Source organism: Ruegeria sp. HKCCA6837 (assembly GCF_013034475.1).
GTDB lineage: Bacteria > Pseudomonadota > Alphaproteobacteria > Rhodobacterales > Rhodobacteraceae > Ruegeria.
This window is the reverse complement of sequence record NZ_WQGD01000001.1, coordinates 354,268-371,274: the sequence shown is the minus strand read 5'-3', so window position 1 is coordinate 371,274 and position 17,007 is coordinate 354,268. Positions and strand designations below refer to the sequence as shown.

The following is a 17,007-nucleotide window of genomic DNA, read 5'->3' as shown; positions in this document are numbered from 1 at the left end:
ACATTCATCCCGTCCGTAGCGTGAAATTTTGCCGTGAAAATGGAGCAATTCGGGCGGGGATGTGCCGGCTCAGGGACCAAGCTGTTGCGACAATTGTTGAAGGTTCGGGTCGTTGGGCAACAGCTCTAGCGCCTCACGCAGAACAGCGCGCGCGGCGCCGGAACCGCGGTTGATATGCGCTAGTTGCACCAACATGGGCCACGCCTCGCCCCTTTGCGGATCCAAAGTTACGACTTCGCGAAAGGCCTGTTCGGCGGCAGGCGCATTGCGCAGTGTCAAAGCCATGCCCCCCAGAACAAGGTGGGTTTCCGGGAAATCCAATCGGTTCGCAATCGCCTGCTGCCATTCTGACATGCCCTGCCCGGCCAGCGATTGTTGCCGAGGTGTAAGTGCTTGCGGTGGTATCGTCAGAAACTCTTTCGCAGCAGCAATACGTACATTGCGCAGAGGGTCCGACAACAAAGGCTCCAATCTCTGAACCTGCTCAACCGGGTTGGCCTGACGCTGCAGGGCGGCTGCGTTGGCGCGGATAAGGGGGTCGTCGTCTTGCAGCAATGACGCAGTCGCCGTGGCCAAGTCCGGGGAAGCGAAGGGTTGCAGCAAGTAGGCCGCTGTCGCCCGCACGATTCCGGCATTGGAGGGGTCCATCGCAACGGCCAGCAAACCTTCGGGCGTGTCCAATCCGCCTTCAGCCGCGGCATTGAAAACTGTCCCAAAATGCGGGCCACGATGAGTGTCATCCGGGAACCACCCTTCGATCAGTTTGGCCGCCCAGTCCTGATCCCGATCTTCATGACAATCGGTGCAGGCATCTACGCCAAGCCCCAGATCAGGCCGTGGGATGCGGAAGCTGTGATCGCGTCGCCCATCGACGCCCATATAGACCCTTTCGATCATATGGCAGCTTTTGCACTGTGCACCGTCACTGTTTTCAGGATGATTATGATGTGCAGGCGTATCATATTCCTTTGCTGTAAGCGTCGGAAAGTCCGGGTTCCCTGCCGGGGAATGACACTGTGTGCAAACACCGTTTCCTTCCGCCTTCAGTTTTGCGCTGTGGGGTTCATGACAGTTCATACAACCGACGCCTTGCGCGTACATCTTGGATTGCAGGAACGAGCCGTAAACATACACCTCATCCAATATCTGCCCGTCCGGGTGGTACGATCCGGGTCTCAACAGCGCTAGATTATAGGCGTCGTGAAAGGGTGTGCCGGGCAAAGGGTTTCCATCGCCATGCGCTTCACGCCGGGAATGGCACCCGGCACATTGCTGAATTTCTGCCTCGGTCTGGCCTTTGCCCCAGCTGATCAAAAAACCAGAAGGTCCAAGATTTTCGGAAGCGCCCTGCCCCTTCACCCAATCGATGTGGGCTGAGCCGGGACCGTGACAGGCCTCGCACCCGACGCCGATTTCAACTTGTTGCGACGAATAGGATTTTGTTTCCGCGGAATAGTTCTTTTCAAATCCCGTGGCGTGGCACTCGGCGCAGCGGCTGTTCCAATTCTTGTAAGGGCCCGTCCAATGCAACCCGTCATCGGGCGGCAAATCCTGATCAGGATACAGATGATACCATTGCTTGCGCTCGGTATCCCAAACCACGTCAAAGCTCTGTAGACGCCCAGCTTCGGTTTCGAACAGGTATTGCTGCAACGGTTCGATCCCGACGACAGAATGCACGTCATAGCCTTTTGTTACGCCGTCCTTTTCGGTGACACGGGCCGAATATCTGCCAGCATCTTCCGCGAACGCGACTGTCATCCCATCAAGGTCAAATCGCGTACCGTCAAAATCTGCAACCAGTGCGCCGTGTTCTACATCTGTCCAGGCCAGCGCGTGGTGCGAACTTGCCCAGGCTGCGGCTTCTGCTTGATGGCAGTCAGCACATTGTTCCGAACCAACATAGTTTTGAGCCTGTGCCTCGCTTGCCAGCATCAGGCAAATTGAAAGAGCTACACGCCTCATGTCACGGCCCCATCTGCTGCGTTTTTCAGATCCATCAACGCACCATTGAATTCAGCACCAAGGATCAGCAACGCCGAGCAAAGATACAAAAAGATCAACGCGGCCATGGCACCCGCCAGCCCGGCATATGTGGCGCTATAGGTGGCGAACTGGCTGATATAGATCGAAAACGCCCATCCTCCGGCAGCCCACAAGGTCAGCGTCAGGATCACACCGGGTAGGATTTGCGTCAGTCTGTGCCGACGGGTCGGCAGTATGAGATGCGCCAAAAGGACCGTGCCCGCAGGAACGCCCACGGTAAAAGTCCAGCGCAGGCGATCGACCGATAGCCACTGCGTCACTGCCACATCAGTATGTGCAGCCACCAAGTTGGTATAGACTGGCAGTATCACCTCCACGGCGGCGATGACCAGAATTGCTGCACCCCCTAGGATAACCAGCACCAGACACAACAGCCGGGTTTTCCAAAACGGCCAGCTGTCCTGATCGTGGTAGGCTTGATTCATGGCGGCGCGCACTGCTGCCACGCCGTTCGAGGCAAAGTAGATTGCCAGAAGACCACCCAAAGTAATAACACCCGTGCCCGACCCGGCCAGAACCGCGCGCAGCTCGGCCACAATTGGGTCAGCGACGTCTTTGGGCCAGGCACCAAAAAGCAGGTCGATCAATTCATCGGTCACATAACCCTGCGAAAGCGAACCAGCGAGAGCAACTGTAAACAGTACAAACGGAAACAACGCCATCATCAGCGACATGGCGACATGACTGCTCATGACGGCTCCGTTCTTGTTGCCAAAGCGGCGGAGCGCCAACCACAGGGCCTGAACAGGACGGCCAAACAGAGGATTCGCAGAATTGGTCATCCTGCAACCCTAACCTGCCGAAATAAAACACAGAACCCGTCATCGGTATCAAATTGACAAAAGCAGTCAGGCGCGAGCGGGAACGCATTGCATCCGAACAGCGCCGCGTGCAGGATTGTGTGGTTAATGACCGAAACGGTCCAATCAGCGTCGAACATGCAGGAAGGTAAATGACCCCGGATCATAATGACACCAATGTTCGACCCAGGCTACGTCTGTCTGTTGTCCGCGACACATGCATCATTGCAACGCTGATTGTTGTGGGTCTCTACGCGGGCGCGGCTTTTCTGATCCCGTTGGCCATGGCGTTGCTGATCAACGTCCTGATCCTTGCGCTCAGCGATCGGGTGTCGGCCCTGACCCGCGCACCCGTTTGGGTGGCCAATATTGCCGGTGTCACTGTGGTCTTGGCCGGTTTGTTCATGATTATGTACGTGCTTGGAAGTCAGGCAACACAATTTGCGCGGTCAATCAGCACATATGAGAACCAGTTCGACGGCGCGGTTGAACGCATCACCGGGCTGGTGGGCAATGACGTAACCCGATTCATCCGGGACAATCTGGTCAATATCGACATGAATTTCGTCGGTCGCCTGCTTTTAGGCAGCGCCACATCGCTGTTGAACCAGTTCTTTCTCATCAGCCTCTATGTCGCCTTCTTGATGGCCGAGCGTCTGGCCTTTCGCAAAAAGATACAACTGGCCGCAGGTGACCCAAAAACCGGTGCTGAGTTTTCTACCATGCTGGACGCAATCTCGATTAGTCTTCAGCGCTATGTTGGCGTCAAAACCCTGATCAGCCTGATTACCGCAGGCATCAGCTATAGCGTGTTCCGGGCCCTGGGTCTGGAATATGCAGAAACCTGGGCTGTCCTGACTTTTGCCTTGAACTTCATACCTTCCATCGGGTCGATCATCGCGGTGTTCTTTCCTGCTATGATCGCACTGGTTCAGTTCGAGACCATCGGTCCGTTTCTGGTCATCGTCTTGGGTTGTGGGACATTGCAATTCCTGATCGGCAATTTTCTGGATCCCGCCATGCTGGGCCGGTCGCTGAACATGTCGACATTTCTGGTTATTCTGGCCCTGACCTTCTGGACAACCGTTTGGGGTCTGATCGGCGCTTTCCTGAGCGTGCCTATGACAGTGTGTATTTTGATCGTCTTCAGCCATATTCCAGCGCTGCGCCCGGTTGCCATCATGATGTCTTTGGACGGCAGATTGGGCGAAGATGATCAACAGGTCCCTGCCCGCTAAGCCATGCAGAGCCCAATTTTCATTGGATCAGAAATTTATCGCAACTCGACTTACGGATCGAAGCACCCGTTGGCCATTCCAAGAGTTTCAACCGTCATTGACCTCTGCCGCGCGTTGGGCTGGTTGACGCCCGAAAACTATCGTGTCAGCCCCTGCGCCAAACCCAGCGCGTTAGAGACATTTCATACCCCGGACTACATCGCCGCATTACAAAAGGCGGAACAGGATCAATACGTCTCGGATGAAACTCGTGAACGCTATGCGCTGGGCACATTGTCGAACCCCGTATTCCCCGAAATGTACCGACGCCCAGCCACAGCGGCTGGCGGTTCTATGCTTGCAGCGGAACTCATCCGAGATGGCGGTATCGTTTTCAACCCGGCCGGTGGCACGCATCACGGGCTGGCTGATCGGGCCAACGGGTTTTGCTATCTCAACGATCCGGTGCTGGCGATCCGGACGCTGCTGAATTCTGGTCTCGACCGCGTGGTTTATATCGACATTGATGCCCATCATTGTGACGGGGTCGAAGCTGCGTTTCATGGTTCAACAAACCTGCGTATGATTTCCATGCACGAAGCGCGGCGATGGCCTTTTACCGGTACTCTAGACGATGACGCAGGCGGGGCCGCTTTCAACCTTCCGGTTGCCCGAGGCCTGAACGACAATGAATTCAGCGCGATCCTGGGCGAACTGATCCTTCCTGCCACGGCAGCCTTCAAGCCGCAGGCCATCGTTCTGCAATGCGGTGCGGATGCCGTGACCGAGGATCCTCTGTCGCGTTTGACCTTGTCCAACTCTTCGCACTGGAACGCGGTCGCCGCGCTGAAGGAGTTCGCACCCCGATTTCTGGTGCTGGGCGGCGGTGGTTACAATCCGTGGTCCGTCGGGCGGTTGTGGACCGGAGTGTGGGCCACTCTGAACGGGTTCGATATTCCCGATAGACTAGACACGGACACCCAAACCATTCTGCGCGCGTTGACCTGGAACCGGTCTGCAGGCCGGAACCCACCTCCACACTGGTTGGACACGCTGCGGGACGCTCCTAATTTCGGGCCGATCCAAGAAGAGCTGAAACAGGACTTGCGCCGATTAACCGCGCGGATTTCTCGGTAGATCGTCCGAAGGAACACTGCTAACTTACGGGCGTCACGACAGATTTTCTGCTCTCAGCACTTTTCTGTACAACCACGCCCTTAACGCCGAATGTGGACGCCAATTGGACCAGCCAAATGAATGCACTTAATCAGATAAATGATCTCAAGGCCCGCATGGGGCAATCCATCATCGGACAAACAGACGTAATCGACCGCTTGTTAATCGGGATATTGGCCAACGGCAATTTGCTGATCGAAGGACTGCCCGGTTTGGCCAAAACCCGCGCGGTAAAGGCGATGGCCCGCAATCTGGACGCAAGTTTCAGCCGCATCCAGTTCACGCCCGACCTTTTGCCCTCGGACGTCACTGGCACCGAGGTCTTTCAGCAAACCGACGATGGCGGAACCTTCCGGTTCGAGCCTGGCCCGATCTTTGCCAATATCGTTCTTGCGGACGAGATAAACCGCGCACCCGCCAAGGTTCAGGCAGCACTGCTTGAGGCAATGGAAGAACGGCAGGTAACTGTCTCAGGAACCACACATAAAATGGAACCGTTGTTCATCGTTATGGCAACGCAGAACCCGATCGAACAAGAGGGTACCTACCCCTTGCCCGAGGCGCAAATGGACCGGTTCCTGATGCATGTCCAGATCACTTACCCCCCAGTCGAAGACGAAGTTGAAGTAATCCGACTAGTGCGCGGAGAAGAGATTGCGGCGGGCCAAAGCGGGGCCAAGGATGCGCCGCCGACGATCCCGCAGGACGCCGTATTTGCCGCACGCGCCGAGATCGGGCAGATCCACGTTTCAGACGCGATGGACCGTTACATGGCCGATCTGGTGCAAGCCACACGGACCCCCGGTGCGCTAAGCGAAGAACTGGCCAGTTGGATAGACATCGGTGCTAGCCCGCGCGCTTCGCTGGCACTGGACAAATGCGGACGCGCCCATGCCTGGATGAACCAGCGTGATTATGTAGACCCAGCCGACGTACGCGCCATCGCCCATGACGTATTCCGACATCGCATCACCCTAAGCTTCGAGGCGCAAGGCAGCGCGAAAACCGCCGACGATGTAATCTCGGAAGTCCAGCAGCTTGTTGCGCTGCCCTGATAGCTAAGGAACGCCGCGTGTCACAGACCGCCGCATATCGCGACGACCCGCGCATCCATGTGGATGCGGACCACCTTCTAAGGTTGGGGCCAAAGTCGCGCGCGATCAGCCTTTTGCCGCGTCAACCCGCCCGTTCTATTCTCAACGGACGGCACGCCTCGCGCCTGCGCGGGCGCGGTTTGAACTTTGAAGAGTTGCGCAACTATCTGCCCGGCGACGACATCCGCACCATCGATTGGAAAGTCACGGCTCGCACAGGAAAACCCCACGTTAGGGTCTATACAGAGGAACGCGACCGCCCGGCCCTTTTGCTGGTCGACCAGCGTGTTTCGATGTTTTTTGGCACGCAAGTTTATATGAAGTCGGTCATCGCGGCCGAGGCTGCAGCAATTTCCGCCCACAGTGTGCTAGGCCAAGGCGACCGGGTCGGAGGGCTCGTCTTTGGCGACACTGATCTGGCGGAACATCGCCCGCAACGGCGGCCTGCCGCGCTGATGCGTTTTTTGGCATCCGTGGGTGCGCTGAACAGTAGTCTGCGCGCCTCGCAGAGCGCCGACGCGACCGTGACTTTGAACGCCGTGCTGAAACAGGCCGCCCAGATTACGCATACCAACACACTGATCTGCGTCTTTTCGGATTTCGATGGGTTGGATGACAGCTCCGAGATATTGATACGTGAACTTTCCGCGTCAAATGATTTGATTTTGTTCAATATTTCAGACCCAAGCTCTCGTGAATTGGTTCCCAACCTCAGGCTGACTGTATCGGACGGAGACAACCAGATCGAACTGGACAGCGCGGACACGGGTTTGTCGGACCGCATCCGTCAAGCGATGGAAGATCGGTTGGCACAGTTGCAAACTTGGTCGCGCCGCTATGGCTTTCCCATCGTGCCTTTGACAACCGCGCAACCAACTCTCGACCAGTTGCTCATGCTGTTTGGTCATACCGGAGGCCGCAGATGAGTGTTGACGTCGAAGGCAAATCACTGGTGGATCTGCTTGACATGCTTGAACCCGCTGCGGCACCGGGCCCGGTTTCCATGGTGCCGCAGACTTGGGGATGGGTCGTTCTTGGCGTTCTTGTTGCAGGGCTGATCGCTTTCGGTGTTCATGCGTATCTTCGCCATCGACGGATGAATGCCTATCGGCGCGAGGCGCTGACTGAACTGTCGGTGGCGAAAGACAATCCCGCAAAGATCGCCGAGATCCTGCGCCGCGCAGCACTTGTTGCCTTTCCGCGTAGCCGGGTTGCTGCCCTGCATGGAGACGAGTGGGTCAGTTTTTTGACGCAAACCTCTGACCATACTCATTTTTCTGATGTAGAGGCTCGCGTACTTACTGCAGCACCCTACACGACCATACCCGCCAGTCCCGAACTGACGAAGCTGGCACAGCAATGGATCAGGTCCCACAAACGCGAAAGGAATACGTAATGTTCTCCTTTGCCGCGCCTTGGGTTTTCGTCCTGCTGCCGCTTCCCGCGTTGGTGTACTGGCTTGCCCCGCCTCACCGCGAGAAAAGCAACTCGATCCGCATTCCTTTTTTCCGCCATGTTGCAAAGGCTGCTGGCGTCGTGCCCCGGTCAGGGTCTGTCATCCCGCGCCGTGCAGTCTTCCAGACTGTGACCGTCGTTGTGATCTGGTGCCTTCTAATCATCGCAATGGCCCGGCCGGAAAAACTGGGAGAGCCGATTGTGATTGAAATGTCTGCCCGAGACGTGGTTCTGGCCCTGGATATCTCGGGTTCAATGGACCAAAGGGATTTCACCTCGTCAGACGGTGTGCCGACCCAACGCCTTGCTGCGGTCAAGGATGTTTTGCGCCAGTTTATTGCGGAACGACAAGGCGATCGGATGGCCCTGATCATCTTTGGTACCCGCGCCTTTGTGCAAGCCCCGTTTACCGAAGACCTCAATAGTTTGAATGGCTTTCTAGACCAAACACAAGTCGGCATGGCCGGTCCGAACACAGCCCTTGGGGATGCCATCGGACTGGGTATCCGCACGTTTGAATCCAGCGAGGTTGACCAACGTCTGATGATCGTCTTGAGCGACGGCGCTGACACCTCAAGCCGCATGACGCCAGTCAATGCGGCGGCTATCGCGGCGGAAAAAGGCGTTGTCATCTATACGGTCGGCGTAGGCGACCCAGACGCGTCGGGCGAGGATCGGGTCGACCTGGATGCGCTAAAGGATATCGCAGACAGAACAGGTGGAGCGTATTTCTTTGCCAATGATCAGGAAGCGCTCGCCGAAACATACGCCCGCATTGATGAGCTCAACCCAAGAATTGTGGAAACGCAAAGCTACCGACCACGTGAAAGCCTTGCGCACTATCCACTTGGGCTGGTCGTATTTTTGATGCTGATGACACTGGCCTTCCAACACGTTGCCCAACGGCGCAGAGGTGCAGCATGATTGGCGTTTTTGCAGATTTCCATTTTATTCGAGTGGTTTGGCTCCTGCTCCTCATACCGATTGCAGCACTGTGGTGGTTGATCCGCCCCAAGCCAAAAACCCGTGCTCAAGCAATGTCCGGTATTGCACCGCACCTTGCCGCTGCACTTGAGTTGGGGGCTGACAATGCGAGACGCCTCTATCCAATTGACGTTGCGATGATTGCGGCGATTTTGGTCACACTGGCTGCTGCGGGGCCAACATGGTCACGGGCACCCAACCCGCTGGTTGCGAACGCCGCTCCATTGGTGATCGCCCTGAAGGTGACCGACAGCATGGAAGAACCAGACTTGGCCCCGTCCCGTCTGGATCGCGCCAAGTTTAAAGTCACCGATCTGATCAATGCGCGCGTGGGTGCCCGAACTGCCCTGATCGCATATGCCGGTACCCCGCATCGCGTCGCACCTTTGACCGAAGACGCCAATATCCTGCGCCCGCTGCTAGAGGGCCTCACCCCCACCATTATGCCTAAACAGGGGGATGCAGCCGCTAATGCGCTGACGCTGGCCGAGACGATTCTGAACGATAGCGAAACGCCCGGCGCTGTCCTTTTTGTGTTGGACGACCTCGACCCCACACAACTGTCGGGTTTTGAGACCGCCACCGTGCCAGTGTTCTTTCTGACCATGCTGCCAAATGGTCACAGCATCGCGCAACTCGACGGCTTGAAAGGGACAACTGTGGTTCCGTTCTCAAGCGATGATCGGGATATCAATCGCTTACAGCGTCACATTCAATCAGCATACACAGCCGCACTGGATGATGATGACCGCCTAGACTGGCAAGACAAAGGATGGTTGCTGGCCTGGCCAGCCGCCTTTCTGTCATTACTTTGGTTTCGCAGAGGTTGGGTGATCCGGTTGGTACTGCTGACCTTCTGCATTTGGTCCCCGTCTGGCCCGGCTTATGCCGATGGCTGGCGGGATTGGTTCTTGACCCCGGACCAACAGGGCCAAATCGCGATGAACCAAAAGCGCTATGCTGAAGCGGCCGAGTTGTTTCAAGACCCGTATCAGGAAGGCTATGCACGCCTAAAGGCCGGGCAATACCCTGAAGCTGCTGCGATCTTTGCCGAGCTGGATACGCCCGAAGCCGCGTTTTCCGAAGGCATGGCACGCATCCGTAACCGCGAGTATCGTCCGGCCATCGCGTCCTTTGAAACCGCGTTGGAACGCCGGCCGGATTGGCCAGAAGCGCAGCATAACCTAAAGGTCTCGAAAGCGATCCTCGACTATGTAGAAACCACGCGCGAACAGTCTGATACAGGTGAAGAAGCCGGGATCGGGGCTGATGACACGGTCTTTGACAACGACGCCGGGCGTGGTGAACAGACGACAATTCAGGCTCCGACAGACGGATCGCAGGCCATGTCCGCTGACCAGTGGATCAGCACAATTGATACCGACATGCAGGATTTTCTTCGAAACCGGTTCCTGTTGGAAAATCAGGAGCAGCAGCAATGAGATACCTCGCTCTTCTCATGCTTCTAATTCCGGCTGAACTGTTCGCGCAGACCGGCGTCCAGCCACAGGTGACCGCCGAAACACCTACGGAACCCGTCATCGTTGGTCAGCCCGCAGTTGTGCGCATCAAGGTACTAGTGCCAACATTCATGCCCTCGCCTCCGGTGTTCCCGTCGCTTGAGCAAGAAAACCTGCTGGTGCGCCTGCCGGAACGTGCTTCGGGACCAGTGAGTGAAACCGTCGAAGACGAAACTTGGTCCGGCGTTCAACGCAGTTATCGCCTCTATCCTCTGAGCGCCGGAGAAGTTGCGTTTGCTGCGCAGGACGTCGTAGTCACCTTTGCCGACCCCGAAACAAATGCGCCGGTTCAGGTCAGCGTGCCCTTGCCGGGCTTGACCCTAAACGCCGTGATCCCAGAGGGCGCACGCGACCTGGATCCGCTTATCATCGCAACCGGTCTTACGGTAGATCAGCAGATCGACGGGGACACAAATATGGAGAATGGTGGATCAATCACGCGCCGCCTGACCGCCAAGATCTCTGGAACAACGCCGTTTCTGGTGCCCGAATTGATCCCGGACAACCCGGACCCACTGCTGCGAGCCTATCCCAAAGAGCCACGCTTTACTGAAAATGAGGACCGGGGTGTTCTGTCCGGGCAGCGTGTGGATGAGGTCGTTTACCTGGCTCAGGAAGGCGGTCAGACGCAGCTGCCTCCGGTCTCGATCCGCTGGTACAATCTGGACAGCGACCAGGTCGAAACCATCGACATTGCCCCGGTCGACTTGACACTGGCCCGACCGAAATGGAAGCCGCCAGACACAGAAACCACTATTAGGTTCGTCGTATGGTTGGTGGCTTTTGCGCTGTTCTTATGGCTTACTATCCGTTTCCTGCGCCCGCGGATCGATCGCTGGCGCCAGCTTCGTCGGGATGCGTTCCTGGCTTCGCCAGACTATGCGTTGAGTGAACTCAAGAAATCATTGCAAAATCATGATATTGCGGCGGCTTATACAGCTTTGGAAATGTGGAAGTCCCGCAGCGGTATGGCCAGTCAAACCACCAGTTTGGACCAACACCTCGCCCAGATTGGAGCCGCCAGATACTCGGCGCACCCCGACACCAAGACCGAGGATTGGGCCGCGGCGTTGTCGGCGCTCGCGTCACTGAAGCAATCCGCGAAATCGCCAGCGAACCCCTTACCGCCGCTCAACCCCTGAGTTCAGCACTGACATGAGGCAATCAACTGCCTTCGGTCATTTAGGCGCACACGCCCATACCCAAGCTCGATCAGCCCCAAATCCGCGAGACGATGCAAGTTGCGATGCAACGTCGGTTGGGACACGGCCACCATTGCGGCCAGCTCATCCTGGGATATCACGATCCACCCATCGGACTTCGCCGTCCCCTCGTCCAAGTGCAATAAGCGCAGAACAAGACGCTTTTCCGTTCCTGTCACCGCAAGATTGGCCATGATACGCAAAGCAGTCTGCATGTTTTCATGCGACAAAGCGTAAAAATCACGGATGTAATCGGGATTGTCGTCGACCAGCCTGTCCAACCGTGACGACGGGAAAAACAGCGTTCGCGTGGTTTGGGTGGCCACGACACTCACAAGCCTGCTGGCTTCGGCAAACAGAGCCAGATCACCGATCCAGAACCCACCGCCTTGTTTGTGAACAACGAATTCCTGACCATCATCAGCGGGGGCCGTGATCTGAACCGCACCTTCCAGAACCGCATAAACCCCATTGGCCAAATCACCATACAGGTAAAGCGCTTCGTCCGCCTTGAAGTTTCTTCCTATCCCGCAGGCCAGCAGATCCGCCTGAAACCGCGCCCCACGCGCACCAAACCAGCCAGAGCCCAACAATCGCTGTCTATCATGCGGATTATCAAACATTAGTATTCTTCAATCTCATCATATGATAGGTTTCAAGACATTGTCATAGCCTAAGGTAAAGCTATCCGATTCTCGACGTAATGCGAATTTTTCCTTTCGGGAATCAATACCTTGTTGGACGATCTAATAAGATAATGATCGCCTTCCATTACTTTTACTTCAACGGGTCATTAAAACCCGGTCAGTTCAGGAGCAAACTATGTCACCACCTCGTTCGATTACAGAAAGTTGGCGCAGCACAATACGCAAATTCGCTTTAGCTTCGGTCGCTGTTGCACTGGCCCTGCCCGCATGGGCACAGGATCAAAAGCCCAACATCCTAGTTATTTGGGGTGACGATATCGGTCAGTCGAACATCTCGGCCTACACAATGGGCCTGATGGGCTACCAGACGCCAAACATCGACCGCGTTGCGAAAGAGGGCATGATCTTCACCGACTATTATGGCGAGCAGTCCTGCACCGCCGGTCGGTCGTCGTACATCATGGGTCAGTCGGTGTTCCGCACAGGTCTGTCGAAAGTCGGTTTGCCCGGTGCCGATCTGGGTATGCAAGTCGAAGATCCAACAATTGCAGGCCTGCTGAAGGACCACGGTTACGTAACCGGTCAGTTCGGTAAGAACCACCTTGGTGACAAAGATGAGCATCTGCCGACAAACCACGGTTTTGATGAGTTTTTCGGGAACTTGTATCACCTGAATGCTGAGGAAGAGCCGGAAAACGAAGACTATCCCGGCGATCAGGTTCTGGCCGATGGCCGCACGTTCCGCGAAGCGTATGGTCCGCGTGGCGTGATCAAGTCCAAGGCGGACGGCACGATCGAGGACACTGGTCCGCTGACTCGCAAGCGCATGGAAACGGTGGATGATGAAACTGTTGCTGCTGCAATCGATTTCATCAAGCGTGCGCATGAGCAGGGTCAACCCTTCTATGTCTGGTGGAACGGAACGCGCATGCACTTCCGCACCCACGTCAAAGATGAAATGCGCCAACAGGCCAACGAAATCTTTGGTGGCGTTGCGGACGAGTACACCGCCGGCATGATCGAGCACGACATGCATGTTGGACAACTGCTTGATCTGTTGGACGAACTTGGCATTGCCGACAATACCATCGTTCACTACTCGACCGATAACGGCCCGCACATGAACACATGGCCGGATGCCGCGGCCACACCGTTCTGGGGTGAGAAAAACACCAACTGGGAAGGCGGCTGGCGCGTTCCTTCGATGGTCCGTTGGCCCGGTCAGATCGAAGCCGGATCGGTTACGAACGAGATCGTGCACCACATGGACTGGCTGCCGACCTATCTGGCGGTTGCTGGCGATCCCGACATCAAGGAAAAGCTGAAAGCAGGTTATAGCTCGTCCGGCATGGGGCGTGACTACAAAGTGCATCTGGATGGCTACAACATCCTGCCCCTGCTGACCGGTGAGACGACTGAAAGCCCGCGCGCCGAGATCTTCTATTTCTCGGATGACGGCGACCTGACAGCGCTGCGCTACGACGACTGGAAGCTGATCTTCCTTGAGCAGAAAGCTTGGGCCACGCTACGCGCATGGATTGAACCTTGGACCGAGTTGCGCATCCCGCTGATCGTGAACCTGCGTCGCGACCCGTATGAGCGCGCCTATCGCACGTCCAACACCTACTATGACTGGCTGCTGGATCGCGCGTATTTCCTAGTGCCGGCACAGCAATACGTGGGCAATTTCCTCTCAACCTTCGAGGAATTCCCACCGCGCCAGAAAGCGGCAAGCTTCAACCTGGATCAGGTTATGGAGAAGCTGACGACACCGACAAACAACTAAGTCGCGTGTAAATCCAAACCGGGCCGCCACTTCGATGGCGGCCCTTTTTTTCTTGAAACTAAACGAGCAATTCATGCGATACCTAGTTCTCAGCGCAGTTCTTGCCTTCGCCCCGCTGTCACTGCTTGCCGACCCGCTGCCTAGTTGGACCAATAGTCATGCCAAAGATCAGATTGTCGCTTTTGTTGACTGCGTGACCAGCCAAGACAGTCCCAACTATGTTACCCCATCCGACCGGATTGCCGTGTTCGACAATGATGGAACGCTTTGGGCCGAGCAGCCGGTATATTTCCAGTTCATCTATGCCATGGACCGTCTTGCAGAAATGGCCGAGCAAGACCCATCGATCCTGTCAACGCCTGCTTTGAAAGCTGCGGCCGAAGGGGATTTGGCCACGGTTCTGCAAGGCGGCCATGACGCCCTGATTGAAGTCGTAAACGCCTCGCACTCAGGCAACAGCGTCGACGCGTTTCAATCTTCCGTGTCGAACTGGCTGGCCACCGAGCGCCACCCGGATACCGGCCTGCCCTATGACCAGATGACCTATCAACCAATGGTAGAACTTTTGCGCTATTTGCGAGATGAAGGGTTCACTACCTATATCGTCTCAGGCGGTGGCCTGCATTTCATGCGTGTCTTTGCCGAAGAAGCCTATGGCATTCCACCCAATCAGGTTTTGGGCACTTATGGTAACACCAGCTATGAGGTGATTGATGGCAAGCCGACGATCGTCAAGGCGCCGGGAATCGCGTTCATTGATGACAAAGAAGGCAAACCCATCAACATCGAACGCACAATTGGCAAGCGCCCGATTCTGGCCGGGGGCAACTCGGACGGTGATTTTGCGATGATGGAGTGGGTGACCGCTGGTGACGGCCCCCGACTGGGCGTGCTGATCCACCACACAGATGCAGACCGCGAATGGGCTTATGATCGTGAAGGCCTTGTTGGCAAGTTGGCTGACGGGCTGGACAAAGGCCCGAATATGGGTTGGGTCATTGTGGATATGGCGCAGGATTGGACTCGGGTCTACACTGGGGCAAACTGACAAACCCGGAGCCTTAACCCTATGTGGACATTGCTTGTTTCTGCCGTCGTCTTTGCCCTCTATGCGACGGCAGCGGTGTTTGTCGTCCGCGCTGCGCAAACAGCGCGGACCCCTCAAGGTGCCGTTGGGTGGGTCGTGTTTCTGGCCTCAGCCCCCTTTATCGCAGTGCCTGCCTACCTGTTTCTAGGCCACCATCGCTTTCGCGGATACCGCATCGCACGTCAGGAAAGCGAACGCGTTGTCGAAGGCATCAAAACCTTCGCCGATTATTCAAAACCCGATCCGTCGCGCATGTCGATCAACCCGCGCCCGTTCGAAGTTCTGGCGCATTTACCAGTTTCACGCGGGAACGGGGCCGAGCTGCTGATTGATGGGCAAGCCACATTTGATGCGATTTTTGACGCCATTGACTCAGCCAAAAGCTATATCCTTATTCAATTTTATATCGTGCGCGCTGATGAATTGGGGCTGAGGCTGCAGGAAAAGCTGATCGCTGCGGCGAAACGCGGGGTGCGCGTCCGTTTCATGGCCGACGCAGTGGGCAGTTACGGCCTCCCCTCGGATTATCTTGGGGCACTTCAGGAGGCCGGGATTGACGTGGCCAATCCGAAGGATCAGCGCGGCCCCAATTTCCGATTTCAACTCAACTATCGAAACCACCGCAAAACCGTGGTCATCGATGGGGAAACCGGATTCATAGGCGGCCACAACATTGGCGTGGAATACCTGGGACAGGACAAGCATTTCGGTCATTGGCGCGATACGCATCTGAAAATGACCGGCCATATCGTCCGCCAACTGCAGCTGATCTTCACCGAAGACTGGCACTGGGCCCGTAACGAAGATCTGATCGACGAATTGGACTGGGCGGGCTCAGAGGCCGAGCAAGACATGAACGCCTTATTGGTTGCCACCGGCCCCGGTGATGAAACGGAAACCGGTGCGATGATGTTTTTTGCCGCCATTGCCGCAGCCAAGGAAAGGCTCTGGATCGCTTCGCCTTATTTTGTGCCGGATATCGACGTAACGACTGCCCTGCAACACGCGGCAATGCGCGGCGTGGACGTACGAATTCTGGTACCGGACATGATCGACCACCGCTTACCCTGGCTGGCCGCGTTCGCCTATTTTGACGAGGTCCGTGACTGCGGCGCGCGTATTTTTCGCTATACCGACGGCTTCATGCATCAAAAGGCCTTTGTGGTTGATGACACGCTTGCGGCGGTAGGCACCACCAATCTGGACAACCGCTCATTCCGGCTGAATTTCGAGGCGATGGCCCTGTTCTTTGATGTCAGGGCCGCGAACCGGGTCGCAGACATGCTGCAAGCAGATTTCGAGAACAGTTATGAACTGACGCGCACGCTGGCCCAGCAACCTGCTCATATCCGCTTTGGCTCCCCTCTGGCGCGGTTGTTTGCACCGATCCTTTAGGAAAAGAACTTTTCCTGAAAGACCCGTGTCATCATTGCGACCAGGTAAGCCGTCGACAGACCAAAGGCCAACAGTCCGGCGACCGACGCGAAAGAGCCAAAGATACGCAACCCTTCACCCAGCACGATGTCGCCGTAGCCCAATGTCGTGAATGTCACCAATGAAAAATAAATGGCCGTATTCCAATCCGGCAGCACCTCAAGCAGTACCCACACGATCGCCCAAATCCAGACCTGTATCGTGTGCGTCGCGACGATGAACGCCAAAGATACTGCAATGGGCGCAGCGGTTCCGACATACACACCTTTGTCCGCCCATTTTTTGTCCCAATTGATAATCGTGACGGTGCACCAGGTCAGCAACAGGATTTCGATCACAAAGCAGAGCCCGAGAAAGGTACTGCCCCAAATGATCTGATGCAGCAACGTCATGTTTTTCATCCTGATTTACGGCAGTGGATCTTCAGGGCAGAATGACCTTTTGAGTTACAAGGCACAACCCCGGCCAATACCAAGTTCACCTGCGGCGAATGGAACCGGGTGATGGTCTGCACTGGACAGTTTGGATTTCCGCCGCAAATTCTTGGAAGAAAAGAAAG

15 protein-coding genes are annotated in these 17,007 nt (G+C 56.2%); 11 read left to right on the top strand and 4 right to left on the bottom strand.

What is annotated here, in order from left to right:
* Positions 1 to 69: 69 nt before the first annotated feature.
* Both GOV91_RS01755 and GOV91_RS01750 read right to left on the bottom strand, forming a co-directional pair.
* The gene (locus tag GOV91_RS01755; RefSeq protein WP_171234228.1) at positions 70 to 1,965 is read right to left on the bottom strand and encodes a cytochrome c3 family protein; all 1,896 of its coding nucleotides are present in this window, start codon (positions 1,963 to 1,965) and stop codon (positions 70 to 72) included.
* Positions 1,962 to 2,828: a YihY/virulence factor BrkB family protein gene (locus GOV91_RS01750; protein ID WP_171234227.1), complete on the bottom strand. Its 867-nt coding sequence runs from the start codon at positions 2,826 to 2,828 to the stop codon at positions 1,962 to 1,964. Before GOV91_RS01750 ends, GOV91_RS01755 begins: the two co-directional genes overlap by 4 nt.
* Positions 2,829 to 2,998: 170 nt before the next feature.
* Between GOV91_RS01750 and GOV91_RS01745 the strand changes: the two genes are divergently transcribed.
* From GOV91_RS01745 to GOV91_RS01710, 8 genes are all read left to right on the top strand, one after another.
* Positions 2,999 to 4,084 carry an AI-2E family transporter gene (locus GOV91_RS01745; RefSeq protein WP_171174139.1) on the top strand — a complete coding sequence of 362 codons (1,086 nt, stop codon included), beginning with the start codon at positions 2,999 to 3,001 and terminating at the stop codon, positions 4,082 to 4,084.
* A 3-nt stretch (positions 4,085 to 4,087) separates the two neighbouring features.
* Positions 4,088 to 5,200, top strand: a complete 1,113-nt coding sequence (locus GOV91_RS01740; RefSeq protein WP_171234226.1) for an acetoin utilization protein AcuC — start codon at positions 4,088 to 4,090, stop codon at positions 5,198 to 5,200.
* Positions 5,201 to 5,316: 116 nt separating this feature from the next.
* A complete protein-coding gene (locus GOV91_RS01735; RefSeq protein WP_171234225.1) occupies positions 5,317 to 6,294 on the top strand; it encodes a MoxR family ATPase in 978 nt (325 codons plus the stop codon).
* 17 nt (positions 6,295 to 6,311) lie between these two features.
* Complete coding sequence (locus GOV91_RS01730) at positions 6,312 to 7,259, top strand: DUF58 domain-containing protein (protein WP_171234224.1); 948 nt, start codon at positions 6,312 to 6,314, stop codon at positions 7,257 to 7,259.
* The gene (locus tag GOV91_RS01725; protein WP_171234223.1) at positions 7,256 to 7,729 is read left to right on the top strand and encodes a DUF4381 domain-containing protein; all 474 of its coding nucleotides are present in this window, start codon (positions 7,256 to 7,258) and stop codon (positions 7,727 to 7,729) included. Before GOV91_RS01730 ends, GOV91_RS01725 begins: the two co-directional genes overlap by 4 nt.
* Positions 7,729 to 8,712 (top strand): VWA domain-containing protein, encoded by a 984-nt coding sequence (locus GOV91_RS01720; protein ID WP_171234222.1) that lies wholly within the window; start codon positions 7,729 to 7,731, stop codon positions 8,710 to 8,712. The genes GOV91_RS01725 and GOV91_RS01720 overlap by 1 nt, the downstream gene beginning before the upstream one ends.
* Positions 8,709 to 10,214, top strand: a complete 1,506-nt coding sequence (locus GOV91_RS01715) for a VWA domain-containing protein (RefSeq protein ID WP_171234221.1) — start codon at positions 8,709 to 8,711, stop codon at positions 10,212 to 10,214. The genes GOV91_RS01720 and GOV91_RS01715 overlap by 4 nt, the downstream gene beginning before the upstream one ends.
* Positions 10,211 to 11,434, top strand: coding sequence for a BatD family protein (locus GOV91_RS01710; RefSeq protein ID WP_171234220.1), 1,224 nt, complete (start codon positions 10,211 to 10,213; stop codon positions 11,432 to 11,434). The genes GOV91_RS01715 and GOV91_RS01710 overlap by 4 nt, the downstream gene beginning before the upstream one ends.
* 2 nt (positions 11,435 to 11,436) lie before the next feature.
* Here the strand turns inward: GOV91_RS01710 and GOV91_RS01705 are convergent, their stop codons facing one another.
* Positions 11,437 to 12,117: a Crp/Fnr family transcriptional regulator gene (locus tag GOV91_RS01705; protein WP_171234219.1), complete on the bottom strand. Its 681-nt coding sequence runs from the start codon at positions 12,115 to 12,117 to the stop codon at positions 11,437 to 11,439.
* A gap of 199 nt (positions 12,118 to 12,316) precedes the next feature.
* On the opposite strand from GOV91_RS01705, the gene GOV91_RS01700 reads away from it, so the two are divergent.
* From GOV91_RS01700 to cls, 3 genes are all read left to right on the top strand, one after another.
* Entirely contained in the window at positions 12,317 to 13,927 is a 1,611-nt protein-coding gene (locus tag GOV91_RS01700) for an arylsulfatase (RefSeq protein WP_171174158.1), read from the top strand.
* A 73-nt stretch (positions 13,928 to 14,000) separates the two neighbouring features.
* Entirely contained in the window at positions 14,001 to 14,975 is a 975-nt protein-coding gene (locus GOV91_RS01695) for an HAD family phosphatase (protein ID WP_171234218.1), read from the top strand.
* Positions 14,976 to 14,996: 21 nt separating this feature from the next.
* Positions 14,997 to 16,409: a cardiolipin synthase gene (cls, locus tag GOV91_RS01690; protein WP_171234217.1), complete on the top strand. Its 1,413-nt coding sequence runs from the start codon at positions 14,997 to 14,999 to the stop codon at positions 16,407 to 16,409.
* Here the strand turns inward: cls and GOV91_RS01685 are convergent.
* Positions 16,406 to 16,840 (bottom strand): ion channel, encoded by a 435-nt coding sequence (locus tag GOV91_RS01685; RefSeq protein WP_171234216.1) that lies wholly within the window; start codon positions 16,838 to 16,840, stop codon positions 16,406 to 16,408. The genes cls and GOV91_RS01685 overlap by 4 nt on opposite strands.
* Positions 16,841 to 17,007: the final 167 nt, after the last annotated feature.

What these genes read in the sequence shown, in the direction of transcription:
- GOV91_RS01685 (WP_171234216.1), bottom strand. Translation starts at nt 16,840, where the DNA reads ATGACGTTGCTGCATCAGATCATTTGGGGCAGTACCTTTCTCGGGCTC.
- GOV91_RS01700 (WP_171174158.1), top strand. Translation starts at nt 12,317, where the DNA reads ATGTCACCACCTCGTTCGATTACAGAAAGTTGGCGCAGCACAATACGC.
- cls (WP_171234217.1), top strand. Translation starts at nt 14,997, where the DNA reads ATGTGGACATTGCTTGTTTCTGCCGTCGTCTTTGCCCTCTATGCGACG.
- GOV91_RS01740 (WP_171234226.1), top strand. Translation starts at nt 4,088, where the DNA reads ATGCAGAGCCCAATTTTCATTGGATCAGAAATTTATCGCAACTCGACT.
- GOV91_RS01715 (WP_171234221.1), top strand. Translation starts at nt 8,709, where the DNA reads ATGATTGGCGTTTTTGCAGATTTCCATTTTATTCGAGTGGTTTGGCTC.
- GOV91_RS01745 (WP_171174139.1), top strand. Translation starts at nt 2,999, where the DNA reads ATGACCCCGGATCATAATGACACCAATGTTCGACCCAGGCTACGTCTG.
- GOV91_RS01720 (WP_171234222.1), top strand. Translation starts at nt 7,729, where the DNA reads ATGTTCTCCTTTGCCGCGCCTTGGGTTTTCGTCCTGCTGCCGCTTCCC.
- GOV91_RS01695 (WP_171234218.1), top strand. Translation starts at nt 14,001, where the DNA reads ATGCGATACCTAGTTCTCAGCGCAGTTCTTGCCTTCGCCCCGCTGTCA.
- GOV91_RS01725 (WP_171234223.1), top strand. Translation starts at nt 7,256, where the DNA reads ATGAGTGTTGACGTCGAAGGCAAATCACTGGTGGATCTGCTTGACATG.
- GOV91_RS01750 (WP_171234227.1), bottom strand. Translation starts at nt 2,828, where the DNA reads ATGACCAATTCTGCGAATCCTCTGTTTGGCCGTCCTGTTCAGGCCCTG.
- GOV91_RS01755 (WP_171234228.1), bottom strand. Translation starts at nt 1,965, where the DNA reads ATGAGGCGTGTAGCTCTTTCAATTTGCCTGATGCTGGCAAGCGAGGCA.
- GOV91_RS01735 (WP_171234225.1), top strand. Translation starts at nt 5,317, where the DNA reads ATGAATGCACTTAATCAGATAAATGATCTCAAGGCCCGCATGGGGCAA.
- GOV91_RS01705 (WP_171234219.1), bottom strand. Translation starts at nt 12,117, where the DNA reads ATGTTTGATAATCCGCATGATAGACAGCGATTGTTGGGCTCTGGCTGG.
- GOV91_RS01710 (WP_171234220.1), top strand. Translation starts at nt 10,211, where the DNA reads ATGAGATACCTCGCTCTTCTCATGCTTCTAATTCCGGCTGAACTGTTC.